Below are 26,315 nucleotides of genomic sequence, written 5' to 3'. Positions count from 1 at the left end.
TGCTGCTTTTAACCGCCTATGGCCTTGATGGCAACGCCCATGGCACCCACAAACGGATTGGCGAACAAGAACCACATTGCAAATGCGAGAATGATGAAAGGGAACGACTCCATGAGGCCTGCGAAGACAAACATGTTGGTCATCAGGACGGGCTTCATTTCCGGCTGTCGCGCTATCCCTTCGATGGTTTTGGAGCAGATCAGCCCCCAACCAATGGCGGAACCCAGGCCGGCTGCGCCGATAATGATGCATACTCCTGCCGCTGTGTAGGCATAAATCATGCTGATCATGTTTGCTGTCATTTTTGTCTCCTTGCATTGAGTCGGACTGTCGAGAAACACCCGAAGGTGCGGCTTAATCCCCCTTGCTAAAAATCGCGCCTTCGCAGGGGATCATGATTAGATAGCATTGAATGTACGAAGCACGCTTCGCCTCCAGCCGCGCCGCACGCAGGCTGGAAGATGAGGCGTGAACCCCGTAGCCTAATACCCTGTGTGATCAAGGGGGCAGCACGTGCATTGATCGGAGACCGGCCGGGGCAGCGCTATTGTGCTGTCCCGTTAACGCCACATCGATCTGCCGCCGGTGATAGGGTTGGCAGGCCACATTCAAAGTAGTTTTCATTGGTCCGTGTGCGCCATAGCCAAATAGACGATAGTCAGAACCATGAAAATGTAGGCCTGGAGCGTGATTACCAATAAGTGGAAAACCAGCCAGCCGAAATCCAGCACGATCTGAAGCGGTAGCCAGATGAGCAAACCCAGGCCCAGTGTTGCTGCGCCTCCGATCAGCGCAATTAACATGAACACCAGCTCACCGGCAAACATATTACCGAAAAGACGTAACGCCAGGCTGAGCGGTTTGGCGAGCTCTTCAATAATGCTCATCACGATATTTACGGGAATCAAAAATTTTCCGAAAGGGTGAAACAAAAATTGCCTCAAGTACCCGATTGGCCCTTTTATCTTGATGTTGTAATAAAGGATGAGGCAGAACACAGTAAGGGAGAGCGCGAAAGTCGTATTGATATCGGTTGTCGGGACAGGCTTGAGATAATGGATTCCAATCAGGTGCCCGAGCAGGGGAAGCAGATCCACGGGAATCATATCCATGAAATTCATGAGCCATACCCATACCAGAATGGTCAGCGCCAGCGGAGCAATAACCGGATTCAGCCCAGGCAAGGTGTCCCTTATCTGCTTCAGCACAAAATCCACAATGCTTTCAACCAAGTTCTGCAAGGTACCGGGGCAGTCCGGATTGAGCGTCCGCCTTACTCGCCAGCTGACAAGCGCAATCACTCCTGCAAGTAGCAGACTGAAAAAAAGCGTATCCACGTGCAATGCCCAGAAGCCTGCCCCTTGGTGGGTCACAGGGTTGCATTCACCGACACAGAAATTGGTCAAGTGATGCTGCATATATTCCGTTACACCGCTTCCGGCGGCGTTTGATGTTTCACTCACTGAGCGGGCTCCTTCCATCTATTCCCTCATCAAGCAGGCCAGGTAGCTCAGTTGAGCCGCTCCAAATCCAATCAGGCTTGCCAGCGGCTCAAGCTTGAATACCGCAAAACCCACACCGAATACTCCCAGCACGATGATGCAGCGCTGCACAGCCCCCAAGTACAGAATCAATACGCTTTTCCCGGGCGTATCCAGCGTGATTTTCCCGGCTTTGATCACGCTTCGCTTCAGCAATACAGCCAGGGCTACGCTTGCCAATCCGCCGTAAAGGGCGGATTGCGCTTGCGGAAAATATCCTGTAATCCAGAATGTTGCCGCTACCCCCATACTCACAACCATCTGCAAGACCATAAGGCCACGAGGCTGCAACACCGAATGCATTCACCTGGGCTCCGATTTCGGATTTGCGCCGGCTAGCAGCTGGCAAGACTTCAGCATCCCTCCGGCAAACCCCAGGCATCCAAACGAGAGAGTGAAGATCGGCTGCGTATCAAGCCATGTATCGACACCATATCCCAGGATAAATCCTGTTATCGCCATTGAAGTCAATATGGTCCCCGCACTCACCAGCAACATGCTCGTCTTCCGTGGCATCCTCTTACACTCAGTGAAACAACTGTCGCCAGTTCCTGCTGCTTTACTAGCATTTCAGAACGCCTCTTTATCCGGGAGCAGGCCGCAGCAAGACCCCACCAGGTCGTCGGTTCTTGCTCTTGCGATGACCACTCTGATTGATCTCCAGGCAGAGCTGGCCCCGGAAACCTGAACACGATTTTTTGATCGGCATCGCTCCCAAGCGAACGGAACATAAGACGATCATATTCAATCCGCGGCACTTACTTGAATTCGATGAACATGGCGGATGTCCACACCTTCGCATCATCCACCTGTCGCCCGAGCAGATACACCGGCCTGAACCCATGGGGTCCGTTCTTCGGCTCCAGCTCGATTTTGCCTGAAACATCCCGCGGTGCAGGCTGCTCGCTCATGCGTTCCAACCCCAGAAACATTTCGATACCGGGTAAATCTTTTTTCAGCCGCGCCGCTTCCAGCAGCTCTTTGCCACTGATCTCCCAGCTAAAGGTCGGGCAATGCACGAACGGATTGCCCTTGAGCGGATCGCCTACCTTCACGTAGCCGTCGATAGTGCCTTCGACGCGGATCGTCGCCGTCGCCAGGTGTGACACATCGATTTCGATCGCATCCACGTCGCCATACGTATCACTCTTGAAGCCGATGGTCGTCGCACTCTCGCGCCAGCAGGTTTCCTCGCGATGCTCGAAGCCCAGCCCCTGGAAGTCGTTGATCACGGCGTTGGTGATGGTGACCGTACCTTTCCAGATGGCCCAGCGGTAGCGATCCTTCACGCGCGCACCACCCCAGCGGAAGCGAATTTTGCGCTCGGAATAGCCGAGTTCCTGTTGCAAATCGCGGCGCCAGATTTCGCCGGTGTGGTCGAACGCGACAATTTCGTCCCAGCCCGCTTCGCCCAGGAAACGGTAGGTTATGGTCGCCGGGCCCTGGTGTTCGAACTCATCGCCCATGATGTGATCGCCACAATGGATGATGCCGTAAGTCCGCTCGCCGGTGGACGCGAAAGTGTGACGCGCGCGCAACGATTGCGCGATGTCCTTGCGCGTGAGCGCGGGAGAAATCACCCCAGCCATACCCCCTTTGGTGCCGAACACCGCCGTACCCGGCACGCCGCCGCCGCAACGGCCACGATGCTCGTCGCCGGCCATCGAAGCACCGATCTTGTAGCCGCGTTCCATTGCCTCCTGGTACAACCAGCCGAAGTGGCCCCAGCTCGATCCAATTTCAATCAAGCGCTCAAGTTTAGGATAGTGCCAATCGAGAATGCAGCGCCGCCCGCCCACATGCGGAATCAACAGATGCCCTTCGGGGTCTTTCGCATACGCCGCCCACAGTTCTTCCAGGGGCCAGGCGCCGGGCTCAACTCCCCCCCCCTTGGTATCCTCGTTCCAGTCCACCGAGCGCACATGCTCGCCGGTCTTGAGGAAGGGGAATTCGGGGTCGTGGTCATGCAGGAACACCACATTGTGATCGCCGCCCGCGCACGAACTGCCGCACCACTCGGTGCCGGGGTAGGCGACGAAGCTGCCGTCGTGCGTAATCTGGCGGATCAACTCGACGGTTTTGTTCCAGCGCTCGGTGGTGATATTGAAATCGTTGTGTGCGAAAGCCAGCACGTCAAGGCCGCTCACGTCGCGGCCATAAGTCAGATTATAACTAGTCGAGTTAGTACCGATGGTGTCCTCCGAATGCACATGCAAGTCGCAGTAGTAAATGCGCGGTGACATCAAGTTCTTGTCTATGGTCACGTAGAAAGTCTGTGGCTTGATAGTGAGATGGCCCGGCAAACGCGCAGTCACGGCAAGTTCTCCCGTCTTTTTGGTCGGCAGGTCTTCCAGCAGCAGCACGGCCCATCCCTGCTCAGCAAGAAGCGCCTCCTTTTGGTAGACAGGCTTGCCATCCAGGGTCGCGCTGATGATGACTTTCTCCGGATGATTCCTGCACGTGTTGCCCCACTCATCTTCGGCGCGCAGCCGCAGCGGGAATTTTTCGCCAGCGCGCACGATACGCGAACCTGCCCACAACAACTGCGCCGGCACCCCCGGCACGACCTGGATGACGAGATCGTCGCCGATGGCGGCGAAGCGCGAGGTGCCAAGCGGGTCAACGTAGCAGCGGATCTTGAAATTCTCTTCGACGAAGGTTTGCACGCGCGTCCCCGCGCCGCCGAAACGACGGTCGCCGAGACGGATGATGATGTGATCGCCGGCCTTGAGATAGCCATCGTAAGTATCGACGATCACTGCCTTCTGAAACGGCCGCTCATGGCCCTTCTGGTCGAAGCGCACGCTGAGCTTCTGCACCGTCGCGGTGCTCTGGCCCGGCAGTGTCGGGCTGGCATGATATTCGGCCGAGATATAGTTGGCGCCCGCAGGGTCGGTATTTTGGAACAGGGCCCAATCGGAATAGAAGCGAAAAGTCGCCTTGAAAACAGATCCGTCGGCCATGCCGGAAGCACCGAGCTCGTAGTCGATCACAATTTCATGCCAGGAACCGGCAACAATGCTTTCCACATTGCAACTGACCTTGCCCAGGAAAGACATGTCCTTGGTTTTTTGATACAGCCCCTCGGGCGCAAAATAATCGCCAAGTTTGCTTTTCAGTTCTTGATTCGTCATTTTCTTCATGGAACGATTCCTTTCATAATTACGTAAACACGGTGTAGAACTTGCCTCTGCCGGGTGCGACGCCGCAAAGACGGGTTAGTGAAACGGCCAGGGAACGCTGGGATCCCATACCGGCATGCCGAGGAACGCATACCAGGGCGCCATCACCAGGATGCCGTAGGCGATGGCGAGCAGGATGCACAACCAGCCGACCTTGGCATAATCCGCAGTACTGAAAGCGCCGGAACCATAGGCAATCACTGCCGCAGTGATCTGAGTCGGCAACAGGTACGCGTAGGTATCGGTATCCGACACCAGCAGGGTAAAGGCCACCGGATGCAGACCGAGCTTCGGCGCCATGGCGAAGAGCACCGGCGCCAGCATGGCGATCGCCGCGACGTTCGATAGCATGCCGATGCGGATGAGATGGGTACCGGCCATCAGGATCAGCAGAATCAGCCACCACGGTTTGCCCACCACGCTGCCATGGATGAGATCCGCCAGCCAGCCGGCCAAGCCCGACTGGGCCATGGCGGCCGTCATGGTGAGGGCGCCACCGAGCAGCAGGAAGGTACCCCACATGGTGCGCTCCTGCACCTCCTTCCACTTGAACGGGAACAGCCCCGGTGTAAAGAGCAGCACCATGCCGATGAGACCGATGATACCGAGCTGGAAGTGATGCAGCGTATAGATCGGGCTGCCCTTGCCCATGGCGAAGGCCAGGGCGATGGCGGTGAACAGAATCAGCAATGTCCATTCGCCGCGCGACATCGGCCCCAGCTCCTTGTGCATGCTGTGGATATTGCTGTAACCGCCGGCGATCTCAATGCCCTTGGTCTTGAAGTGATACCTCACCCACCACTGGGTCAGGACGAACATCCCCAGATAGGGAAACTGCAGCAGCGCCCAGTCCAGGTAACCGATACTGTAGCCGGCCTTGCCGAATATGCCGACCATGATCAGGTTGGGCAGGTGCGCGGTCATGATGAACACGCCGCTGATCATGGTGCCGTATACCAGCGACTGAATGACGATCGCCTTCTTCGCCTCCTGTTCCCTATGGGTGTTACCCAGCAGGCCGATGACGCCTTCCACCACCGGCAGCAGGGTCGCCGCGCGGGCATTTGCCGCAGGAATGAAAAATGCCAGCAGGACATTGACGCCGAAGAAGCCCCAGATCACCCGGCCCACGCTGGATGCCTTGATCTTGTCGAGGATGCCCAGCGCGATGCGACGATCGAGCTTGAGCAGTTGCATGACCGATCCTATCAGGAAGGCGAACAGGCACAGCCACACGACATGATTGGTGAAGCCGTTGAACACTGTACCCATCGGCGGTTTGCCGTCTTTCCAGGGCAGGGCGTGAGTGAGGATAAGCAGCAGCGGAATCGCGAGGCCGGTGATGCCGACCGGCATGGCCTCGGAGACCCACATGATGCTGGCCCAGACCACAATCGCGAGGACCGCCATGCCTCCCGGCGACAACCCGTCTGGCCGCGGCAGCACCCACATGATGAGGGCGAACATTACCCAGGCCAGCACGAAGCCCGTCAATACGCGGGTGGGATTTCTACCGCTTTTTCTTATGTTGCTGATGATGAAATTCTCGTTACCGATTGAATCCTTGGCCACTTGGTTCATAAGAGCTCTCCTTGAGAGTAGCATTTACTTTTTGCGGGCTGATCGCTGGTTGGAGAAATTCCGGCGCCACCTCAACAGATTTACACCCGCATTGGACTGCACTTTGATTTAACATCAGGAAGTTTCCTTGTGTATGTCAGCCAGCCGACATTCTTAAAAACAAAAAAATCGGTTTACTTAAAATCGTTAATTAATGGTTTACAGGAGCAGACGAAGTGGACATCCAGCCCGATTATTCTCCTCAAAATAACCCCATGACTGGTTCAGAATCCGCTTGTTTTGGGCAGTTAGACAAACAGGAGTTCGACATGCTGCTTTCCCTCGGCACCACCTCTCGTTACTCCAAGGGGACATTCATTTTCCGCCCGGGTGAAACAGGGCAACACGTTTTCTTTCTGCACCAAGGCAGAATCAAAATTTCCAACCTCTCGCCTGCCGGGCATGAAGTCATACTATGGTTTTGCTTCAGTGGTGAAATGTTCGGATTGTCCGAGATTACCCGCGGTAACGACCGCGCCGTAACTGCACAGGTCTGCGAAGATTCCGAAGTAACGTCGATCCCCCTGAATCAGTTCAACACCTTTCTGATACACCACCCCAAGGTGGCATTCCTCATCATGCAGATATTGTCATGCCGCATGAGGGTACTGGGTGACATGCTGGTCAATCTGGTGAGCGACAATGTCGACACGCGCCTGGCAAAACTGATTCTTCGTCTCGGCGCCCAATACGGCACCCGGGAAGGAAAGGTAATCCATCTCGACATCCATTTGACCCACCAGGAAATCGCCGACATGATCGGTACCACACGGCAAACTGCTACCACCTTGCTTGGCCAATTTAAACGCCAGGGTATCTTGAGCATAGATAACCGCCGCATCCTGATTAACAGCGAAGAGCTATTGCACGGGTTACTAAAAATGTCGTAAATAAAGCTGTTGCCATCCACCCGAAACCGCCCCAAGTAAACCGGATACCCTGCCTGAATTTTAGGCAGCAGAAACCGGAAGTGCTGACCGTGCGCTGGTGCATGCCAAATAGGAATATCCGCTTTACCCTTCGCCAGCCTTGCTACGTGGCAGGGCACCGCCCATCGTGGGCGAACTTGCCGATGAGAGTGTTTCGCCAAGGATGATTCGGTGAGTGCATTCCGTGTGCCGTGATAGGCATATGAGCATCCCGTGAGAGCCGGGGATCGGCGTCGGGTCCGCTTCTTTGGCATTGATAGTGCAGCGCCTCAGCTTGATAGTTCAAAATTTCAGAACATGAGTGTTCAATATTTCCGCTTTATTTGATCTGAAACCAGTTCTAGACTGGCTGCACAATCTGAATGAAAGGACAAAAATGATCCAGGTTCGTAAAGCCGATACCCGCGGCCACGCGCAACACGGCTGGCTGGACAGCTGGCATACCTTCTCGTTTGCAAACTACTACGACCCGGCACATATGGGCTATAGCGTGCTGCGCGTCATCAACGACGACATCATCGCGCCCGCTGCCGGGTTTCCCATGCATGCCCATCAGGACATGGAAATCGTTACCTACGTGCTCGAAGGCGCACTGGAACATCGCGACAGCCTGGGCAATGGCGGCGTCATCCGGCCTGGCGATGTCCAGCGCATGAGCGCCGGCACCGGCATCCGCCACAGCGAATTCAACCCCTCGCAAACCGAGCCTGCGCGTTTGCTGCAGATCTGGCTGTTGCCGCAAAAAACCGGCGTGCCCCCCAGCTATGAACAGGCCCGATTTGACCCGGCGCAACTGCAGGGCCGCTTCCGCATGGTGGCATCCCCCGACGGCCGCGACGGCTCGGTGCACATCAACCAGGACACCCTGCTCTATGCCGCCAGACTCGACCATGGTGAAACTGCGCGTCTGGAGCTGGCACCTGGCCGGCGTGCCTATTTACAGGTGGCGCACGGTGATGTTGAACTGAAAGGCTATCCGTTGCAGCATGGTGATGGCGCAGAGATCAGCCAGGAAACGGAAATTGTTGTGACCGGAATCCATGCCGCAGAAGTGCTGGTGTTTGATCTTCAATAATCCAATCATAAGGAGACGCAACATGATGACCCTCCAAAAATACGGCCCGCTGTTCGGACGCGTGCTGATCGCACAAATATTCCTGCTGGCCGGTTTTAGCAAGATTGGCAGCTTCGCCCAGACTGCAGGCTACATGGGCAGTTTGGGGCTGCCCATGGCGGATTTGCTGCTGACACTCACCATCGTGCTGGAAATCGGCGGCGGCCTGATGATTCTGCTCGGCTTCTACACACGCTATGCAGCCATCGCGTTTTTCTTCTGGCTGATTCCGGTGACCCTGACTTTTCATGCGTTCTGGCACGCTGACGCCGCCGGCATGCAAAACCAGATGAATCACTTTATGAAAAACATCGCTATCATGGGTGCGATGGTGTACCTGGCCGTGCATGGCAGCGGGCCGTTCAGCCTGCGCCGTGAATGCCGCAAGGGTCAGGCCGAACACACATGACCGTAGAAAAACAGTTAACCACGGGGATCACGGAGCGCACGGAGAAAACAATGAAGCAGAAGATATTGCCTTTTGTCATCTTGTTTTTCTCATATTCTCCGTGCTCTCCGTGGTGAATGCCGTTTAAGAACAATTTGAGGAGTGCAGCATGAGTGACCAAATACCCGCTATAGATTTCGGCATCGTCATGACCAGTGGCCCGGATACACCCAAGCGCCTGGCCTCGCCATTCTTTCTGGCTGCCACGGCGGCAGCGGAAGAACGCAGCGTGGTGGTCTATTTCACCGGGCTGGGTACGCTGCTGCTGCAAAAAGGTGTGGCGGAAACCGTGTTTCCCAAAGAAGGCGGCAAATCCCTTGCCGGATTTATGGACCTGGCCCGGCAAAATGGTGCGCAGTTTGTACTGTGTGCCACCTCCATGGATTTGCATGGCCTCAAGCCTGAAGACATGGTGCCCGGCATCCCGGCGATGAGCGTGGCGGCGGCCCTGCCTTACCTGGAAGCAGCAAAAAAACTGCTGAGCTTTTAACCTGGAAACCGTAGTTGGACGCGCCCGATGGTGCGTTTGGGCGTGTGGCTGCCGCGAAGCAACGAGGCGCGACAAAGGCAGGCGCGCGACCGGACGTACCGGCGGGTGCGTAGCGATGTCACCCAGAAGGTGAATGCGAACGAAGGCGGAACACTCAGTATTCATGCGGCTCTCATGAGGGAAATGAGCGGTCTACTACGGTTTTTAGGTTTAAGCCTGAGCGGCATCAGGCGGCACGGTAGCCGGGGCCGCCACGTTGATGCGCACCTCCCCCAGGCTCACCACCTGCCCGGCGCGGATCTTGCAGGTTTTGCGCAACTCCGCCTGGCCGTCTACCGAAACCACGCCGGATGCGACCAGCATTTTTCCGGCACCGCCGCTGGCGCACACGCCAACCAGTTTCAGCAGCTGGTTGAGTTCTACATATTCGCCTTCAAGCGTGAATTCAAGTGTTTGCATGTATGCCTTTCAGGCGGGTTCTAGACGGTCTGCGCGCAGCACCACGCGGCGCCCGCGGCGCACATTGACGCCCATCAAAATGACCAGGCCGATCACAAAATAGCTGCCGGTCAGCAGCATGGCGAGACGGTGGTCGCCGCTCGACACCCAGCTCACCACGCCATACGTCACTGGGCCCAGAATCGAAGAAAATTTGACCGCGAAGCCCCACAAACCGAAGAATTCAGCCAGCCGCGCGCGCGGGCTGAGATAGCCGACCAGCGCGCGTCCCGCCGACTGGCTGGCACCCATGCAGAGCCCGGCCAGATTGGCGGCAAGCCAGAATGCGTCGCGCCTTTCCGCGCTGGCGGCAATCAGCACCATCGCGATCCAGCCCAGCAAAGTCAGCGCAATGGTGCGGATATGGCCGATGCGATCCTGCACATAACCAAACACGAACGCGCCGATGGCGGCAGTGATGTTGACCACCAGGATCAGTTTGAGCGTGTCCTGAATCTGGAAATGCATGGCCTGCTGCGCATAAATGGCGGCCAGCACAATCACCGCCTGCACCCCGGCCTGATAAAACACGATGCACACAAAAAACCGCGTCAGATCGCGATACTGGCGCAGATGGACCAGTGTGTGCGCCAGCCGTGAAAAGGTATCGCGCCACAGGTGCGTATGGCGCCCCGGTTGCGGCACGGCGCGCTCGTGCAACCACACAAAGGTCGGCAGGCTGGACAAGGCAAACAGCCCTGCGGTAATCAGCATGGTCACCGGCACATAGTGCGCCGCATCCTGTCCGCGGCCCTGCGCCCAGCTGATGTAGGCCAGCGCGCAACCCAGGCTGAGCAGCCCGCCCATGTAGCCCAGGCTCCAGCCCCAGCCTGACACCTTGCCCAGATCGCGCCCCGCTGCCAGTTCGGGCAAAAATGCGGCAATCAGGTTTTCACCGCTGCCGTAAAAGAAATTGCTCAACACGATCAGCAGCAGCCCCAGCCCGACTGCGCCGGGGCCAGCCAGCGCCAGCGCGGCGGTAAACAGCACGCAGCCCACGGTGGTGACAGCCAGCAGTTTTTTCTTGGCAGCATGGAGATCGGCATAAGCACCCAGCGCCGGCCCGGTCAGCATGATCAGCAGATACGACAGCGCCAGCCCGGCGGTCCAGGCAAACGTTGCCCACTCCGCGTTGCCAGCTATGGTGGCGACGAAATATGCGCTGAAAACGGCGGTGATGACCACCGTGGTGTAACCGGAATTGGCGAAATCGTACATCGCCCATGCCCAGTATTCGCGCCGCTGTACCGGCGCAACCTCAGCCCTTGCGGACAGCTTCGATGACATTGGCCAGACCTTGGATGCGCGCCAGCGCGCGGTTGATCGGTTGCAGGCTGACGCTGTTGACATAAAAGTGCATCACCGCCATGTCGGTTTTTGATTCGGTGTTGACGCGCACCACAGCCAGCCGTTCTTTTGCCAGCACGTCGGAAATGTCGCGCAGCAGACCGTGACGGTCGAATGCCGTGACGCAGATTTCGCTCTCGAAAGCGCTGTCCTCGCCCCACGCCGCCGCCAGCAGCCGTGCCTGGCGCTCGCCCGATATGCGCTGAATGTTGGCGCAGTCACGGCGGTGGATAGTGACGCCACGTCCCTGTGTGGCATACCCGGCAATCGCATCGGGGGGTGCCGGTTTGCAGCAGCGTGCCAGCGTTACCGGCAGATTGCTGACCCCTTCAATCAGGATGCCGTCAGCGGGTTTGTCGGTTGGCGCCCTGACCGCACGTCGCTTGATGGGTGCCTCCACGAGCGGGGAAATTTGCTCTTGCGCAGCGCTCGCCAGCTGGTGCGGGGTGATGTCGCCGCGCCCCAGCGCCGCGAGGAATTCATCGGCACGGGATTCGCCGAATTTCTGCGCCAGCCTGTCCAGATTGACATCCGCAGCCCCCAGGCGATGCAACTCCTTGTCCAGGATAGCGCGTCCCTGGGCGATGTTTTCTTCAAAGTGCAGATATTTGAACCAGTGCCGGACCTTGGCGCGGGCGCGCTGGGTGACCAGATAACCCAGCGCCGGATTGAGCCAGTCACGGCTCGGCGCGCCCTCTTTGACAGTGAGGATTTCCACGCGCTGGCCGTTTTTCAGCGGCGTGTTGAGCGGCACCATCACTCCATCCACCTTGGCACCCCGGCAGCGATGGCCCAGATTGGAATGCACGTGGTAGGCAAAATCCACCGGACTGGCACCCGCGGGCAGGTCGATCACCCGTCCCTGTGGCGTGAGCACATAAACCCGATCCTGAAACAGTTCGTTCCTGAACAGCTCGGCCAGTTCGGCACTGTCCGCCACTTCGTCCTTCCATTGCAGAATCTGGCGCAGCCAGGCGATTTTGTCTTCGGCACCCGCAGCGGTGCGGCTGCCCTCCTTGTAACGCCAGTGCGCGGCCACGCCCAACTCGGCGTGTTTATGCATGTCGAAGGTGCGTATCTGCACCTCCAGCGCCTTGCCTTCAGGGCCGATCACACCGGTGTGCAGCGAGCGATAGTCGTTGCTCTTGGGCTGGGCGATGTAGTCGTCGAACTCGCCGGTAACCGGTTGCCACAGGTTATGCACGATGCCCAGTGCGGTGTAGCAGTCGCGCAGTTCCGGCACCAGAATACGCACCGCACGGATGTCGTAGAGCTGGTCGAATTGCAGATGCTTGCGCGTCATCTTGTTGATGATGCTGACGATGTGCTTGGGACGGCCCGTCACTTCCGCCTGGATATGGGCAGCGCGCAGTTCAGCTTGTAGCTTGGCCACCACGTCATGGATATAACGCTCGCGGTCGAGGCGTTTTTCGTCCAGCAGGCGCGCGATGCGCTGGTAGTTTTCCGGCTCCAGAAAACGGTAGGACAAATCCTCCATTTCCCATTTCAACTGCCACACTCCGAGCCGGTTGGCGAGCGGCGCAAACAGCTCACGCACCTCGTGTGCCACCTGGCGCCGCGCGTTATCGTCGCTGCTCTGCACCAGACAGCGCAGCGCATGGGCGCGCTCCGCCAGCTTGATCAGCACCACGCGGATGTCCTCCACCATCGCCAGCAGCATCTGGCGCAGCCCCTCCACCTGGCTCTGCCCATCACGCCGCGCCGACTCGCCGCCACCTACCAGCTGGCCGATTTCGTCCATGCGCGCCACACCGCGTGCAAGCTTGACCACCTGCGGGTTAAGTCGCGCACTCAGCACATCGTCCTGCCAGTGGTCAGCCAGGCCGGTGAGCAGCGCCGCCGCCACACTGTCGGCATCCAGGTGCAGATCGGCCACCTGCACGGCGCTGCCGATGGCGTGACTGATACGCGCTGCGCCGAACGCGGTGAGCGTGTCCGGCTCGGTCACAATCAACGCGCCAGCGGCACGAATCAGCGCCGCACCGCTGGCGTCAAACTGTTCGGCAAGATGCCTGAGCGCCGCATCGAAATCGAGGTTGTCGCCACAACTGGCGCTGGGGGTATGCGTGGTAACCATGGGCTGAATTATCGCACGCCAGCCTGCCAATAACGCTGTCGGGTTTGCCGCCAGGCAGCAACGCTGGGCGCATGGTCCGGGACAAAGTGCGCCTCCACCGCCCCATGGCTGTCGGAGCGCAGCAACTGGCTGCCCAGCCGTGCGTAGCGCGCCACGATATCGCCACGCGGGTGGCCGAAGCGGTTGCGATAGCCCACCGTGAATACGGTGACGTCAGGATGCACGGCAGCGATAAAATCCGGCGTGGACGAGGTGCGGCTGCCATGATGCGGAGCGACCAGCAAGGTGGCGGGCAATTTGTCAGGCACGCTGGCCAGCAGCTCGGCCTCATCACGCGCTTCGATGTCAGCGGACAACAATACGCTGCCGCCCGCGCCATCCATTTTCAGCACGCAGCCGCGATTGTTGTCTTTCAGGCGGACATCGTCATAGCTGGCCTGCGTGGGGTGCAGCACGGCGAAGTTCACCCCGTCCCATTGCCAGTGCTGCCCGGCCACGCAACGCAGGCTGCGCACCCCGGCGGCCAGCACCGGGTGCGTGGCTGGCAGTGAGCTGGCGAGCCAGCCTGCCGGCACTTCGCGCAGCACCGACAGCGCGCCGCCGCTGTGGTCGTTATCGTCGTGCGAGACAATCAGGCCGTCAAGCCGCGCCACCCCTTCGCCGCGCAGATATGGCACGATGACCCGGCTGCCGCTGTCGGATTCGGCCGTGTAGCGCGGCCCGGTGTCGAACAGCAGGGCATGATGCGCAGTGCGCACCAGCACTGCCAGTCCTTGCCCCACATCCAGCACGGTCACCCAAAGCGCACCTGGCTGCGGCTGCGGGGGTGGCGTCAACAGGGCAGGCAAGATCAGCAGCGCCCCCACCCAGCGCGCCGGAAAGCCGCGCGGCAGCAGCAGCCACAGCGCACCCAGCAGCGCCAGCACCACAGCGGCGCCACCCGGTTCAGGCTGTTGCCACAGCGCCAGCGGCAGGTGTGCCAGCCAGTCCAGCACCCATACGCACCCGGCCATCAGCCAGTGCGCGGCATACAGCAGCCAGTCCATGCCCGGCACGCTGCCTGCGAGTGCCAGCGGCGTCACGCCGAAACTCACCAGCGGTATGGCAAACGCATTGGCCAGCGGCGACACCAGCGACAGCTGGCCAAACAGCAGCAACAGTACCGGTGCCAATGCCAGCGTCACCGCCCATTGCGTTGCCAGCCAGGCGCGCAGCCAGTGCAGCTTGCCGACCCGTGCGGTGGTGGCGAACAGCATCGCTGCCACCGCACCGAACGACAGCCAGAATCCCGCCGACAGCACCGCCCACGGGTCAAGCAGCACGACTATCAGCAATGCCCACAGCAGTACGCGGGTCGGCGCAATCACCCGCCCCGACCACAGTGCCACGGCCACCACCAGCAGCATGTAAAGCGTACGCTGCGCCGGCACCGCAAATCCCGCCAGCAGCACATACAGCAGTGCCGTCAGCGCCCCTGCCAGCACCGCTGCGCGCCGTGCCGGCAACCGCAGAGTCAGCCGCACGCTGCGCCGCCACAGCCAGTACACCAGCGCGAACGCCAGCCCGGAGAGCATGGTCACGTGCAAGCCTGATATGGAAATCAAATGCGTAATTCCGGTGCGCTGATACAGCGCCCATTGCGCGGGCGGGATGGCGGACTGGTCGCCAATCACCAGCGCCTTCAGCACCCCGGCGTAGGGCTCACCTGCCAGCACGCAGTCAAGGCGCAGGGCAATGGCTTCGCGCACTGCCTCCACCGCATAGCCGGGACGCGCCACAAAGACACGCAAACGCTGGTTATCTGGGCTGTCACGCACGCTGCCGAGCGCGCCCAGATTGCGTTCCAGAAACCAGGCCTCCAGGTCGAACACATGGGGATTGGCGTTGGCGTGGGGGCGGCGCAGGCGCACCGTGAAGCGCCAGCGCTCGCCCGCATGCACACGCGGGGCATCGGGCAGCGGCTTGCCGTTGAAGGCCGTGGTGTAAGTGTTGAGTTGGATATGGCGCGGCACTTGTGCGCCGGGAGTGATGACTTGCTCGACATCGAATTCAAAGCGCTGGCCGTGTTCGGTCTTAACCGGCAGGCTGGCCACCACGCCGCTGAGAACGATGTCCACGCCTTCCCACGCCAGCGGCAGCACGTCCTGCATACGCTGCCCGGCGGCGGCAGCGGCAAACAGGAATCCGGCGCCAAACAGCATGCCCAATAACAACCCATGACGCACAACGCCAGGCAGCCTGTGGCGCGGCAACCAGTAAGCCGTAGCCAATAACGGCAAGCCCCACCCCCAGGCCGGATCAGGCAGCACCGCCTGCTGTTGCAGCAGCCACACGCCCGCGACGAAGGCAAGTATGCTGCTGCGCATCGGCTAGACAGCTCGCCCAAAATGCTTGAACGCCTTGAACCAGGCGACGCTTGCCACTCCTGCCGCTATGGCGATGACCCAGAGCCACTCACGTTGGGCAAATCCGGAGAGGACAGGCTCGACATTATCTGGGTCAGGGTGCATGGCATCGTACGGCGCAGGGCAGGATGCAGTCAGGATAGGCAAGAAAGGCCGCTATGCAAAGCACCATCGGCATTGCCACCATCACGGCAAGCGGTGGAATACTGATTCTTTGAATATGCGTAATGCGCAGCTGATTTTGGTTTTCGTAATCGGCTGGCCACGGGAAATTCTGAGTGCCGGTAATGTGGCTATCCTGATTTTCCGTGGCTTCGCGCCCCGCCCGCATTGAGGCTGGCGGGCAGCGTGTGGATTGAGCGGCGCGCCGCTTGCGGCGTGTTCACTGTCAAGGACCCAGCCCGAATGTTCATAAACTGACGCCGCGACTTCATCAAACTTGTCATCCGGGCCGGAACGGGCAGCCCGCTCGCCATACTGGCGCTTGATCCCGGGGCCGCCGACCTCACTTTGCGCCGGTGTAACGCGTCATCTCGGCTCTTGCCTTGAGAATCTCTTCTGACCAGTGGCTCCGGATATACGCCAGCACCGACCCTATTTCCTCGTCGCTCAGTACCGAACCGAACGCCGGCATGTCGCTGAGATAGCCTGCGGGTGCATAGGGTGGCACTACACCGGATTTGACGATTCCAAACAACACTTCGTCGGGATGATGCCAGGTGTGGCCGGAATCGTCGTGCGGCGGGGCGGGCATGCGTCCGCCGGGCAGACGCTGGCGCCAGTTGGGTGCCCCTTCCAGCTTGGCGCCGTGGCAACTTGCGCAATGCTGTTCATATACGATTTTGCCGCGCGAGATACGTTGAACGGATGTATCGGTCCTGCCCGTTTCGGACGAGTCCGGGCGCATGAGCACAATCCCGGTCGCCATCGCTGCTGCCAGGAGCGTGGCGGCGAGCCATCGGACGCGCCTGGTTTGGGCGGCAGGGGAATTCGGTTTCTTCACACTTTTCTCCAACTCGCTAAGGCGTAATGTGCCAACAAGCAAAGCGCCTTGCAGCGGATGTTTCATGCGGCGCACTAACATTGGGCCCGCAGGCTACGCGGGCTATCCTTAATCATGTCAGCATACGCGCAGGAACACCTCAACCCTGCACCAACACCCCATCTGCCAGTTGCAACACGCGCTGCATGCGTCCGGCCAGATCCGGGTCGTGGGTGACCACCAGAAAGCTGGTGCCGTGCTGTTGGTTCAGCGCCAGCATCAGTTCCTGGATGCCTTCGGCGGTATGGCGGTCGAGGTTGCCGGTCGGTTCATCGGCCAGCACGCAGGCAGGCTGGGTGACCAGCGCACGGGCAATCGCGGCACGCTGGCGTTCGCCCCCGGAAAGCTCGCCGGGAGTGTGATGGAGGCGATGCGCGAGGCCGACTTCCTTGAGCACCCTGGCGGCCCGCTCGTGCGCTTCTGCGGTGGGCATGCGCCGGATCAGCAGCGGCATGGCAACATTGTTCAGTGCGCTGAATTCGGGCAGCAGGTGGTGAAACTGGTAGACGAAGCCGAGCGATTCGTTGCGCAGTTTGCCGCGCTCGGTTTCGCCCAGATGTTGAATGTCGCGCCCCATGATTTCCACGCTGCCGCTGCTGGCGTCATCCAGCCCGCCCAGCAGGTGCAACAGGGTGGATTTGCCCGAGCCAGAGGCGCCCATGATGGCGATGCGCTCGCCCGCTTCCACCACCAGATTGACCCCGGTCAGCACACGCACATCCAGCCTGCCCTGGCGGTAGGTTTTTTTCAGGTCGCGGCAGGCAATAACGGGGTTACTCATAGCGCAATGCCTCCGCCGGATTGGTGCGCGATGCGCGCCAGCTGGGGTAGATGGTCGCCAGCCAGGACAGCACCAGCGCCACCGCGCCGATCACCCACACGTCGTGCCACTCCAGCTTGGAGGGCAACTCGCTGATCTGATACACGTCGGACGACAGGAAATGGACACCAAAAGTGCGTTCGATGAACGGTACCACCGTGCCGATATTGAGTGCCAGCAATACGCCCGAGAGCAACCCCGTCGCGGTGCCGATCAGACCGATAATCGCACCCTGCACCATGAAGATTTTCATGATGCTGCCCGGCGATGCCCCCAGCGTGCGCAGGATGGCGATGTCCGGCTGCTTGTCGGTGACCACCATCACCAGCGTGGAAACAATATTGAACGCGGCTACCGCCACAATCAGCAGCAGGATGATGAACATCACGCGTTTTTCCATCTGTACCGCGCTGAAAAAACTGGTGTGCGATTGCGTCCAGTCACGGATGGAATAGTCGCCGCTCAGTATGCTGGCGAGCTTCCTGGACACTTCCGGCGCCCGGTACAGATCATCAATTTTCAGGCGCAGGCCGGATACATGGTCGCCGGTGCGGAACAGCTTCTGCGCGTCCTGCAGATTAATCAACGCCAGGCCGGAGTCATACTCGTACATGCCGATCCGGAAAATCCCCACCACCTTGAACTGCTTCAGACGCGGCACCATGCCCGCCGGGGTGATCTGCCCCTGCGGCGTAATCACCGTCACTTTATCGCCCAGCTGCACCGCCAGTATGCGCGCCAGGTCGGCACCCAGTACGATCCCCCACTCGCCGGGACGCAGCGCCGCGAGACTGCCCACGCGCATCTTGTGGCCGATGTCGGTCACGCTGTCTTCCTGTTCAGGCAATATGCCGCGCACCACACTCCCCTGCACCGCCTGATCGTAGGCCAGCAAACCCTGCCCCATCACATAGGGCGCAGCGGCCTGCACCTCCGGCTCCTTGCGGCTTTCGGCGGCAACTTTTTGCCAGTCGGCCAGGGTATTGTCAAAGCCGGTGATTTCGATATGTGCCGCCACCCCCAGAATGCGGCTGCGCAGTTCATCCTGGAAGCCGTTCATGACCGACAGCACCACAATCAGCGCCGCCACGCCCAGCGCAATGCCGAGCATGGAAATCAGCGAAATGAAGGAGATGAAATGATTGCGACGCTTGGCGCGGGTGTAGCGCAAGCCGATGTAGAGTTCGTAAGGGCGCACGGGGAATTTGAGTTGAATTTGCTGGCAGCAGTGTGCCACAGGCGCACGCCTGCCGCCAGAAAATCGCGCACCGGGTAAATTGCGCCGGGATGGAGTGATAAACTGCGGCGATGCTGATCACCCTGCTCATCCCCGATTTGATTCCCCCGCCTGAGATGCGCGACGCTGCGCTGGGTGGGCTTGCGCCGCCCGCCCTGCAAACCCTGCTGGCACGTGCGGACAGAACCACCGCGCCTGCGGAGGGCGGCCTGGATGGCTGGCTGTGCCGCGCCTTCGGCGTGGACAAGCAACAGGACTGGCCGATCGCACCCGTCACCCTGCTGGCCGACGGCGGCGAACCCGGTAAGGATTACTGGCTGCGTGCCGACCCGGTGCACCTGCGCGCCACCCGCGACAAACTCATGCTGGTGGACAGCGGCGCGTTCCAGCTCACCCAGAGCGAAGCGGAAACCTACGCCCAGGCCTTCAATGCGCACTTCAGCGCAGAGGGTTTCACACTCTATCCGCTGCGCCCGGATCGCTGGTATCTGAAGCTCGATCAGCCCCCTGCCCTCACTACCCAGCCGGTCACCGCGGTAACCGGCAAGCACCTCGATCCCTACCTGCCGCAAGGCGCTGACGGGCTCAAATGGCACCGCCTGTACAACGAAATCCAGATGCTGTTTTTCAGCCTGCCGCTGAACGACGCCCGCGAGGCGCGCGGCGAGTTGACGGTGAACAGCATCTGGCTGTGGGGTGGCGGCACCCCGCCTCGGATCACGCCGGCAGGCACAACCAGACTGTGGGCGAACGACCCTACCGCGTGCGCCATCGCACTCTTCGCCGCCTGCCCCAACGCCCCACTGCCGCACCACGCCACCGCGCTGGCGGACAGCACAGACGATGCGCTGGTGCTGGCCGGACACCTGCGCGGCGCGGCGCAATACGGCGACATCATCGGCTGGCGCGAGGGCTTGCAACAGCTGGAGACCGACTGGTTCGCGCCATTGCTGGCGATGCTCAAAGCAGGCAAGGTACCGGCGCTACGAATCATTGTGCCGGGCGCAGCGGAGATCGTGGAATGGCGGGTAACGCGGGGAATGTTGCTGAAATTCTGGCGGCGCGGAAGCCTGGCTGGGCTGCTTTGATGGTTTGCCCAACCCGAATAATAAACCCAAGCAGTTTGGGTTTATGATATAATGTCAACCGCACTCACTATCTTTGGGCTGCGTGCAGTCCTCTATCCGAACGGGCATCGGCCAGCTCATGTGCACGTCATCGGAAACGGCTGCGAAGCAGTGTTTAATTTGCATTGCCCAAATGGGCCTCCCGAATTGCGTGAGAACTACGCTTTTTCGCGCAAGGACGTGGTGAAGCTCGCGGACGAACTGGCCGCCAATCTGGCGACACTCTGTGACAAATGGAGGCAGATACATGGACATCACGAATGAGGCATTTGATGCAGCCAGCCGGAGAGCAGCCGCAAAAAAGACGGCTTTCCCCACTATCGTAGCCGTGCGCTATGACCAGCGCATTGCCCGCGTGGTCATTTCGCTGGTCTCCGGCCTGGAACTGGCTTTCGCGCCCAAGGATGTGCAGGGTCTGGAACAAGCACACCCGGCTGATCTGATAGGCGCAGAAATCAGCCCGTCCGGCTTGGGCATTCACTTTCCGCGTCTCGATGCTGACCTCTACATCCCGGCACTGTTGGAAGGCTTCCTCGGCTCAAAGCGCTGGATGGCAGCCGAAAACGGGAAGATTGGCGGCAAGGCGGCCAGCGCGGCCAAGGCGTCGGCAGCGCGCCAGAACGGCAAGCTGGGCGGCAGGCCGAAAAAGCCGAAAGACCTGATCGCCGCCTGACAAAAAAACACGAAGGCAGGCGGGATAAACGCATCAATCGTATCAGGCACAAAATTCACCATCGTGTCTGCCCATTACCTTTCATTAGTCCGTTACTGAACCTGTCTGCACACAATAGCCCCATGAAAATCCCAAAAAGACTCGAACCGCTGATCGAAGATGGCCTGGTAGATGCGGTTATCCGCCAGCTTATGAGCGGCAAGGAGGCCATGGTCTTCGTCGTCCGCTGCGGCGAAGAGATACGCTGCGCCAAGGTATACAAGGAAGCCAACAAGCGCAGCTTTCGCCAGGCCGTTGATTACACCGAAAACCGCAAAACCAAAAACAGCCGCCAGGCGCGCGCCATGGCAAAAGGCACGCGCTATGGGCGCAAAGCGCAGGAAGAAGCCTGGCAAAACGCCGAAGTCGATGCCTTGTATCGCCTTGCCGCCGCAGGCGTGCGGGTTCCCAAACCCTATAACTTCCACGAAGGCGTATTGCTGATGGAACTGGTGACCGACGCGCATGGCGACGCAGCTCCCCGGCTCAACGATGTGGAATTCACTGCAGCGCAGGCACGCACACACCATCACACATTAATGATGCAAGTGGTGCGCATGCTGTGCGCCGGGATCGTCCATGGCGATTTATCCGAATACAACATCCTGGTCGGCGCTGACGGCCCGGTCATCATCGACCTGCCCCAAGCCGTGGATGCCGCAGGCAACAACCACGCCAGCAGCATGCTGGAACGGGATGTCGGCAACCTGACCGCCTATTTTGGCCGCTTCGCCCCGGAGCTGCTCAGCACCGACTACGGCAAGGAAATCTGGTCGCTGTTCGAGCACGGCGAATTACACCCGGAGGTCACCCTCACCGGTCATTTCGAGCACAGCACGCAGGCAGTTGATCTGGACAGCATAGTCCGGGAAATCGATGACGCACGCGCCGAAGATGCTGCACGGCGGCTGCGGCTGCAGGCAGCGGGATGATTCATGGGCTGTACTCGAGGGCATAAGGGCACCTCAAGTTGTTTTCTGCCGTTTATGGGCGCGGGGCTTTATCGTGAGCTCCTGACTCATCAGCCTCTGGTGTTGCGCCGCCTCATGCCGTGCAATGGCGCGTTCGGCGGCCAGCGGAATGGTGCGCTCCGGCAGGCCTGCCATGGACAGGTAATCGTCGATGCGAGGCCCGAAGAAATCCCAGACAGGCCCGTTGAGGAGCGGCAGATCGAGCTCTTCATAAGTACTATCCCAGGCAAATTCATTGATGAGCGGCAGATTGAGCGCCGTGTAGACCGGCACCCAAAGCGCTTCTTCGCCGCGCCGCCGGCGTACTGAGAGTTTCGGATTGAACTGGTACCAGCCTTGCGCAACGCGTATGAACAGCGCCCGGTTGTAGGCATAGTCGCGCTCGATTTCGTTGCGTGCGAGCACGCTGGAAAGATGCTGGCGCTTGTTGCGCTCCGGCCGCACCACATTTGTCGGCAGGTGCGGCCAGGCATCCAGAATTGCCTGCGTCTCGAAAGCGCCGTAGCGCCGACACTGCCCGTGGGTGAAACGCGACTTGAACAGCACCCACAGCGTCTGGAACAGGAAATACTCGGAGAGATGCCGGTCGATGCGCACCAACCGCTCACCCGTGTTCACGTCGATGCTTGCCGGGGCGACCAGATCGTAGAGTGCCGCGAACGGACCGCGCGCGAACTTCGGATCGCGGAAGGCTTCGCGCATAGCCCAGTGCAGGGCGTTCCAGCCATAGTGGTCAACCGCCTCACGGTCGGCGCCGCGAGCGAGCAACGCTTCCACCAGCGGCACATTGCCCGCCGCCGCTGCCGTCATCAGTGGCGTCTGATTCATCGGCAGGCGGTGCTCGATGCCATGCTGGTCGCACTGGCGCAGGATATCCTTGAAGTGGCTGGCAAAATATTGGACGTAGGTCTTGCGGCCCAGCGTGGCGCGTTGCTGCTGGAAGCTTCTCGCCGTGTCGAACTTTGCTTCCTGAACGAGCCACGCCGCCAGCACCGGCTCATCAAAGCAGGTGGCGTATTCGTAGAGATGCTGCTTGTGCTTGCCGCCCGGCGCCTGTTCGCGAAACACCTTCTCCAGCAGCTCCCTGATCTTCGTCTCGTCGAACACCGGCCAGGGCACCGCTGTCTGCTTGAGGATGGTGCGGCGGATGGCATCGGCCTGCTCCTGCTTGCCCTGCAGTTCAAGCTTGCGCGCTTCCTTCTGCCAATCTTCCACACTGGACTGCTTTGCCTCGACTTTCACCTGTCCGGCGACGGCGAGATCAAGCAGGCCAAACAGCGGATGTCCGGTGTCCGACTCGATGACATACAGGTTCTTGATGGCGCGCGTCAGCGCGACGTAGAGGGCGTTGACGAAGAATTTGTAGACCTCCAGCGACTTGTCGCTTTTGTCCTTCGCCCGCCGGTAATCCAGCGTGTCGGCGGCAAGATCAGCCCTGTCCACGCCTTCGACGATGTCGGCGAACTCTGCCCGATGGTCGGAGACGAAACGGTAAAGCACGATGTTTTCGTATTCGAGGCCCTTGGCTTCGTGAATCGAAAACAATAGCGGCGTGGCGAAGTGGCGTCTCGCCTCGACCTTGTCCTCGTCGCGCATCACCAGCACGGCGAACTGGGTGGACTGGCGAATCTTCTGGTCGAGCTCGCGCTTGGTGCCGTCCTTGTCCGGCAGCAGCGCCACCTGCCCGGCTTCGCCCCCGACCGCCTGCACGAGAAAGTTGCTCTCCCTGTCGATGGAGCCGAAGCGCCGCTGCTTGATCTTGAGCAGCCGATTGGCGACGCGGGTCGCTTCCAGACCGTTGCGAAAGTTGGCGGTGAGCACCCGCAGCTCCTGCCGCTCGGCCAGTTGCGCATCGCGCCAGAACAGGCTTTTCACCTGCCCCCAGGAGAAGAAGTTGGGATGGACGATCTGATTGGAATCGCCGCACAGCAGGAAGTAGCCAGGCTTTTTCAGGGTCTGCAGCACCAGCGCAAGCTGGACGGTGGTAATATCCTGCACTTCGTCGATGACGACGAAGTCGTAACGCGGCGCAGCCAGCGCCTGCCATTCCTGGGCGACGAGGTTGAGGTCATAGAGCTTTGCCTCCAACAGCCAGATGCGGTATTTCTCGAACAGATCGTAGAGCTTGTCGCGCTGGCCTGCGGGAAAGATGGACTGGCGCACGCCCAGAACCCGATAATCATCCCGCGACAGAACCCCACCGGCGCCGGCGGCAATCACGCCACGGATTTCCTCGAAGGCCTGGTGGCCGTCGAACTCCTTGAACATCTGCCGCATCCGCGCGAACCAGCCGGCGAAGTCGCGCCAGTTCGCTTCCCGCCCTGTCGGCACGCGAATCGATTCGACAAACTCGCGGTAGGAAAGAAACACTGCCTCCTGCCCGGCATGCTCGAAGCCATTGGCGTAATAGAGATCGCGGGCGTTCTGGGCAAGGTAGGCGGAGTGCGTGACGTAGAGCACTTCTCCCTCGGCGTGCTTGAGCTTCTCCAGCGTCAGCGCCGTCTTGCCGCTGCCGGCACTGCCCACCACGATCAGCGGTGGCGGCTGGCAATAGATGGCCTCCTGGGTGTCGTCGAAGGAGATCGGCTTGTCGAGCAGGTGAATGGCGGTGCGCTCCGGGTGCAGGTAACGCACCGGCTGCGCTTCCTTGATGGCTTCTGCCGCATCGATGTCGGGAATCTTCGCCTCGTCAATGGTGGCGCCGCGCAGGAAGCGCGACTTGTCGTAGTCGTGATTGGCGATCACCTCCAGCATCAGCGCGCAAACTTCATCACCGTGGCGCACCAGCGAAAACAGCAGCCGGTCCGCGTCGTCGAGCTTCGCCCGGTAGAACTTGCCGTGGCCAAGATTGGCGAGCTTCTTCACCTGTGCGGCGCGGAAGTCGTCGCGGGCAATGGCATCCGCCACCTTGCGGTAAGCTGCCTTGACACGGGAGGTGTCGAGGCCGGTGTACTCGAGAATTTTCATCGCAGACCACTACTGTCCGGTAAATTTCAAAGTCATTTCACTGTAACCCAACACCTCACCAATCCTCTCCAATGGCCAACCCAATTCAGACGCCCTGATTTCGCGCCGGCGCAATCGCTTTGGCGTAATCATACAGCGCAGCTAAAATCTTTTCGCCACGCTGTCCGCGGTTCCAGGTAGCGAAATGGTTCGTAGGCTGTACCCTGTGAAAATATGTAAAGGCTGACGAGCAATCCAATATTTGGAATGAAGCCATCGATTTTAGTTGTTTCGAGTGTGACAGTCTCCCACCCGCAAAATTTCCAGGAGGCGGCCATCGACATGGCCGGCATAATATTGTTCTCGTTCAAATCAACCCGGCATCAATGGTGCATCATTTTGCCTGCCGCACGAAATGAGTGCAGAAAAACGATCAGCCTGTTTGTTTAAGTTAAGATCATCAAATATTCCACAGAACCCATGCGGGATTAGCCCAAGATATATTTCCCAGAGACATTTTTTACACTCTGCGTCGTGAAATCCAAGCCAGGCATATAGCTTGCTTACAATTCTGGACAAATGGGACGGCAGTTGCGATAGCACTGCGTAGGATTCTGTTTGTTAGGGGCGCTAGGGTTCCGGTCTTTGATTTATTAAAGACGTCTGGTCCGAGAGCGATCCGGCCTCGTTGGAGGCTCCACGGAGGGATAAAAGCCCGGGAGAGAAGCGTTACTGCTTTCCCGTTGCGTAGCTTTTAAACCCATCCAAGGAGCCATCATGTCGTTAGCATTCTCCCTTCAGTCGCTCAAACAACTCTGCCTGGCAGCATTGGTCGCTACTGCTGTGTTCAACCCGCTTGCCGCACAGGCATCCGCTCCCATCAAAATTGGCACCGTGGTCTGGATCGGCTATGGGCCATTTTTTGTGGCCGAAGGCAAGGATCTGTACAAAAAATACGATGTCAATGTCAAGCTACAGATGTTCAGTGACCCGGCCTTGATTCCTACCGCCATTGCAAGCGGGGCTGTGGACGGTGGCATGCTGACCTACGACCAGGTGATCGGCTCAGTGGCGAAAGGACTGGAACAGAAAGTAGTCATGCCAATCGATTACTCCAACGGCGGAGACGCCATTGTCGCGACCACGAACATTACCAAGGTCAGCCAGTTCAAGGGTAAAAAGATCGGTTTCAACCCACTGTCGCCATCGGACTTCCTGCTGTCCTACGCCCTGCAAAAAAACGGGCTTTCCAATAAGGACGTACACGACGTTTCAATGACTCCGGAATCCGTGCCCGCAGCCATGGTTTCCGGTGGAATAGAAATCGGTGTTACCTACGAGCCCAGCCTGTCGCAAATCGTGGGCATGGAGGGAGGGAAAAAATTCCATGTCGTGTTTTCTTCCAAGAATGCGCCGGGCTTGATTACCGACGTGCTGGTATTTGATCAGAAATACATCCAGGCCCACCCTAAAGAAATCAAAGCGATCATCCAAGGCTATCTAGATGGTTTGGCCTACATGAAAGCGCATCCAGACGAGTCGGCGCAGATCATTGGCAAAGCAATGGGTGTCTCGCCCGCTGAAGTAAAGGAACAATGGAAAGGGGTTTACAACATCCCGCTGAACGAGATGAGCAAGAATTTTTCCAAGAGCAAGGACACCACTTCATTCTATGCGAGCGGGGAAATCATCAGCAAAATCCTCAAAAACAAGGGTCAGATCAGCACCATTCCTCTGACCGAAAAAACCTTTGACGATCAGTTCGTCAAATCCCTCACCAAAAAATAA

General features: G+C 59.3%; 23 protein-coding genes and 1 riboswitch. Of the genes, 9 read left to right on the top strand and 14 right to left on the bottom strand.

Features of this window, described 5'->3' with window-relative positions; translation table 11 throughout:
* Positions 1–8 precede the first annotated feature (8 nt).
* The 6 genes from atpE to GZH91_RS08165 form a co-directional block, all read right to left on the bottom strand.
* On the bottom strand, positions 9–302 hold the full coding sequence (gene atpE / locus GZH91_RS08190) for a F0F1 ATP synthase subunit C (RefSeq protein ID WP_147074549.1): 294 nt from the start codon (positions 300–302) through the stop codon (positions 9–11).
* A gap of 318 nt (positions 303–620) precedes the next feature.
* Positions 621–1,463, bottom strand: coding sequence for a F0F1 ATP synthase subunit A (gene atpB, locus GZH91_RS08185; protein ID WP_223264615.1), 843 nt, complete (start codon positions 1,461–1,463; stop codon positions 621–623).
* A gap of 18 nt (positions 1,464–1,481) precedes the next feature.
* Entirely contained in the window at positions 1,482–1,844 is a 363-nt protein-coding gene (locus GZH91_RS08180) for an ATP synthase subunit I (protein WP_147074551.1), read from the bottom strand.
* Positions 1,845–2,039, bottom strand: coding sequence for an AtpZ/AtpI family protein (locus GZH91_RS18380; RefSeq protein ID WP_161984219.1), 195 nt, complete (start codon positions 2,037–2,039; stop codon positions 1,845–1,847).
* Between the two features lie 260 nt (positions 2,040–2,299).
* Positions 2,300–4,684, bottom strand: a complete 2,385-nt coding sequence (locus tag GZH91_RS08170; RefSeq protein WP_147074553.1) for a CehA/McbA family metallohydrolase domain-containing protein — start codon at positions 4,682–4,684, stop codon at positions 2,300–2,302.
* A gap of 75 nt (positions 4,685–4,759) precedes the next feature.
* Entirely contained in the window at positions 4,760–6,304 is a 1,545-nt protein-coding gene (locus GZH91_RS08165; RefSeq protein ID WP_147074554.1) for an SLC13 family permease, read from the bottom strand.
* 215 nt (positions 6,305–6,519) lie between these two features.
* Between GZH91_RS08165 and GZH91_RS08160 the strand changes: the two genes are divergently transcribed.
* The 4 genes from GZH91_RS08160 (at position 6,520) to GZH91_RS08145 (ending at position 9,324) form a co-directional block, all read left to right on the top strand.
* Positions 6,520–7,233 (top strand): Crp/Fnr family transcriptional regulator, encoded by a 714-nt coding sequence (locus GZH91_RS08160; protein ID WP_147074555.1) that lies wholly within the window; start codon positions 6,520–6,522, stop codon positions 7,231–7,233.
* Between the two features lie 415 nt (positions 7,234–7,648).
* A complete protein-coding gene (locus GZH91_RS08155; RefSeq protein ID WP_147074556.1) occupies positions 7,649–8,347 on the top strand; it encodes a pirin family protein in 699 nt (232 codons plus the stop codon).
* A 22-nt stretch (positions 8,348–8,369) separates the two neighbouring features.
* Complete coding sequence (locus GZH91_RS08150) at positions 8,370–8,795, top strand: DoxX family protein (protein WP_147074557.1); 426 nt, start codon at positions 8,370–8,372, stop codon at positions 8,793–8,795.
* 148 nt (positions 8,796–8,943) lie between these two features.
* A complete protein-coding gene (locus GZH91_RS08145; protein ID WP_147074558.1) occupies positions 8,944–9,324 on the top strand; it encodes a DsrE/DsrF/DrsH-like family protein in 381 nt (126 codons plus the stop codon).
* 210 nt (positions 9,325–9,534) lie between these two features.
* On the opposite strand, the gene GZH91_RS08140 is transcribed toward GZH91_RS08145, so the two are convergent.
* The 7 genes from GZH91_RS08140 to GZH91_RS08110 all read right to left on the bottom strand — a co-directional run bounded on the left by GZH91_RS08140 (position 9,535) and on the right by GZH91_RS08110 (position 18,732).
* Positions 9,535–9,783, bottom strand: coding sequence for an RNA-binding S4 domain-containing protein (locus tag GZH91_RS08140; protein ID WP_147074559.1), 249 nt, complete (start codon positions 9,781–9,783; stop codon positions 9,535–9,537).
* Between the two features lie 9 nt (positions 9,784–9,792).
* Complete coding sequence (locus GZH91_RS08135) at positions 9,793–11,109, bottom strand: MFS transporter (RefSeq protein WP_223264616.1); 1,317 nt, start codon at positions 11,107–11,109, stop codon at positions 9,793–9,795.
* Complete coding sequence (locus tag GZH91_RS08130; RefSeq protein WP_147074560.1) at positions 11,081–13,267, bottom strand: RelA/SpoT family protein; 2,187 nt, start codon at positions 13,265–13,267, stop codon at positions 11,081–11,083. The genes GZH91_RS08135 and GZH91_RS08130 overlap by 29 nt, the downstream gene beginning before the upstream one ends.
* Positions 13,268–13,275: 8 nt before the next feature.
* Positions 13,276–15,633 (bottom strand): DNA internalization-related competence protein ComEC/Rec2, encoded by a 2,358-nt coding sequence (locus tag GZH91_RS08125; RefSeq protein ID WP_147074561.1) that lies wholly within the window; start codon positions 15,631–15,633, stop codon positions 13,276–13,278.
* Between the two features lie 544 nt (positions 15,634–16,177).
* Positions 16,178–16,675, bottom strand: a complete 498-nt coding sequence (locus GZH91_RS08120) for a c-type cytochrome (protein ID WP_198415435.1) — start codon at positions 16,673–16,675, stop codon at positions 16,178–16,180.
* A gap of 139 nt (positions 16,676–16,814) precedes the next feature.
* Entirely contained in the window at positions 16,815–17,495 is a 681-nt protein-coding gene (lolD, locus tag GZH91_RS08115; RefSeq protein ID WP_147074562.1) for a lipoprotein-releasing ABC transporter ATP-binding protein LolD, read from the bottom strand.
* Positions 17,488–18,732 carry a lipoprotein-releasing ABC transporter permease subunit gene (locus GZH91_RS08110; RefSeq protein WP_147074563.1) on the bottom strand — a complete coding sequence of 415 codons (1,245 nt, stop codon included), beginning with the start codon at positions 18,730–18,732 and terminating at the stop codon, positions 17,488–17,490. The genes lolD and GZH91_RS08110 overlap by 8 nt, the downstream gene beginning before the upstream one ends.
* A 110-nt stretch (positions 18,733–18,842) precedes the next feature.
* Here GZH91_RS08110 and GZH91_RS08105 point away from each other — a divergent pair, with 110 nt between their 5' ends.
* The 4 genes from GZH91_RS08105 to GZH91_RS08090 all read left to right on the top strand — a co-directional run bounded on the left by GZH91_RS08105 (position 18,843) and on the right by GZH91_RS08090 (position 21,542).
* Positions 18,843–19,859: a hypothetical protein gene (locus GZH91_RS08105; RefSeq protein ID WP_147074564.1), complete on the top strand. Its 1,017-nt coding sequence runs from the start codon at positions 18,843–18,845 to the stop codon at positions 19,857–19,859.
* 51 nt (positions 19,860–19,910) lie between these two features.
* Positions 19,911–20,162, top strand: a complete 252-nt coding sequence (locus GZH91_RS18375) for a DUF4160 domain-containing protein (protein ID WP_147074565.1) — start codon at positions 19,911–19,913, stop codon at positions 20,160–20,162.
* Positions 20,146–20,571 carry a DUF2442 domain-containing protein gene (locus GZH91_RS08095; protein ID WP_147074566.1) on the top strand — a complete coding sequence of 142 codons (426 nt, stop codon included), beginning with the start codon at positions 20,146–20,148 and terminating at the stop codon, positions 20,569–20,571. The genes GZH91_RS18375 and GZH91_RS08095 overlap by 17 nt, the downstream gene beginning before the upstream one ends.
* A 122-nt stretch (positions 20,572–20,693) precedes the next feature.
* Positions 20,694–21,542 (top strand): PA4780 family RIO1-like protein kinase, encoded by an 849-nt coding sequence (locus GZH91_RS08090; protein ID WP_147074567.1) that lies wholly within the window; start codon positions 20,694–20,696, stop codon positions 21,540–21,542.
* A 33-nt stretch (positions 21,543–21,575) separates the two neighbouring features.
* Here GZH91_RS08090 and GZH91_RS08085 read toward each other — a convergent pair whose 3' ends face one another.
* Positions 21,576–24,548, bottom strand: coding sequence for an ankyrin repeat domain-containing protein (locus GZH91_RS08085; RefSeq protein WP_147074568.1), 2,973 nt, complete (start codon positions 24,546–24,548; stop codon positions 21,576–21,578).
* 598 nt (positions 24,549–25,146) lie between these two features.
* Positions 25,147–25,251, top strand: a riboswitch (guanidine-I (ykkC/yxkD leader).
* A gap of 53 nt (positions 25,252–25,304) precedes the next feature.
* Between GZH91_RS08085 and GZH91_RS08080 the strand changes: the two genes are divergently transcribed.
* Positions 25,305–26,315 (top strand): ABC transporter substrate-binding protein, encoded by a 1,011-nt coding sequence (locus GZH91_RS08080; RefSeq protein ID WP_147074569.1) that lies wholly within the window; start codon positions 25,305–25,307, stop codon positions 26,313–26,315.

The sequence above is a fragment of the Sulfuriferula plumbiphila genome (assembly GCF_009938015.1).
Taxonomy (GTDB): domain Bacteria; phylum Pseudomonadota; class Gammaproteobacteria; order Burkholderiales; family Sulfuriferulaceae; genus Sulfuriferula; species Sulfuriferula plumbiphila.
The sequence above is the reverse complement of the archived record's forward strand: the minus strand, read 5'-3'. Positions and strand labels throughout refer to the sequence as shown.

Bases quoted from the DNA above. Each gene is read 5' to 3' on its own strand.
- atpE (WP_147074549.1), bottom strand. From the start codon at position 302: ATGACAGCAAACATGATCAGCATGATTTATGCCTACACAGCGGCAGGA.
- GZH91_RS08180 (WP_147074551.1), bottom strand. From the start codon at position 1,844: ATGCATTCGGTGTTGCAGCCTCGTGGCCTTATGGTCTTGCAGATGGTT.
- GZH91_RS18380 (WP_161984219.1), bottom strand. From the start codon at position 2,039: ATGTTGCTGGTGAGTGCGGGGACCATATTGACTTCAATGGCGATAACA.
- GZH91_RS08170 (WP_147074553.1), bottom strand. From the start codon at position 4,684: ATGAAGAAAATGACGAATCAAGAACTGAAAAGCAAACTTGGCGATTAT.
- GZH91_RS08165 (WP_147074554.1), bottom strand. From the start codon at position 6,304: ATGAACCAAGTGGCCAAGGATTCAATCGGTAACGAGAATTTCATCATC.
- GZH91_RS08155 (WP_147074556.1), top strand. From the start codon at position 7,649: ATGATCCAGGTTCGTAAAGCCGATACCCGCGGCCACGCGCAACACGGC.
- GZH91_RS08150 (WP_147074557.1), top strand. From the start codon at position 8,370: ATGATGACCCTCCAAAAATACGGCCCGCTGTTCGGACGCGTGCTGATC.
- GZH91_RS08145 (WP_147074558.1), top strand. From the start codon at position 8,944: ATGAGTGACCAAATACCCGCTATAGATTTCGGCATCGTCATGACCAGT.
- GZH91_RS08140 (WP_147074559.1), bottom strand. From the start codon at position 9,783: ATGCAAACACTTGAATTCACGCTTGAAGGCGAATATGTAGAACTCAAC.
- GZH91_RS08135 (WP_223264616.1), bottom strand. From the start codon at position 11,109: ATGTCATCGAAGCTGTCCGCAAGGGCTGAGGTTGCGCCGGTACAGCGG.
- GZH91_RS08130 (WP_147074560.1), bottom strand. From the start codon at position 13,267: ATGGTTACCACGCATACCCCCAGCGCCAGTTGTGGCGACAACCTCGAT.
- GZH91_RS08125 (WP_147074561.1), bottom strand. From the start codon at position 15,633: ATGCGCAGCAGCATACTTGCCTTCGTCGCGGGCGTGTGGCTGCTGCAA.
- lolD (WP_147074562.1), bottom strand. From the start codon at position 17,495: ATGAGTAACCCCGTTATTGCCTGCCGCGACCTGAAAAAAACCTACCGC.
- GZH91_RS08105 (WP_147074564.1), top strand. From the start codon at position 18,843: ATGCTGATCACCCTGCTCATCCCCGATTTGATTCCCCCGCCTGAGATG.
- GZH91_RS18375 (WP_147074565.1), top strand. From the start codon at position 19,911: ATGTCAACCGCACTCACTATCTTTGGGCTGCGTGCAGTCCTCTATCCG.
- GZH91_RS08095 (WP_147074566.1), top strand. From the start codon at position 20,146: ATGGACATCACGAATGAGGCATTTGATGCAGCCAGCCGGAGAGCAGCC.
- GZH91_RS08090 (WP_147074567.1), top strand. From the start codon at position 20,694: ATGAAAATCCCAAAAAGACTCGAACCGCTGATCGAAGATGGCCTGGTA.
- GZH91_RS08085 (WP_147074568.1), bottom strand. From the start codon at position 24,548: ATGAAAATTCTCGAGTACACCGGCCTCGACACCTCCCGTGTCAAGGCA.
- GZH91_RS08080 (WP_147074569.1), top strand. From the start codon at position 25,305: ATGTCGTTAGCATTCTCCCTTCAGTCGCTCAAACAACTCTGCCTGGCA.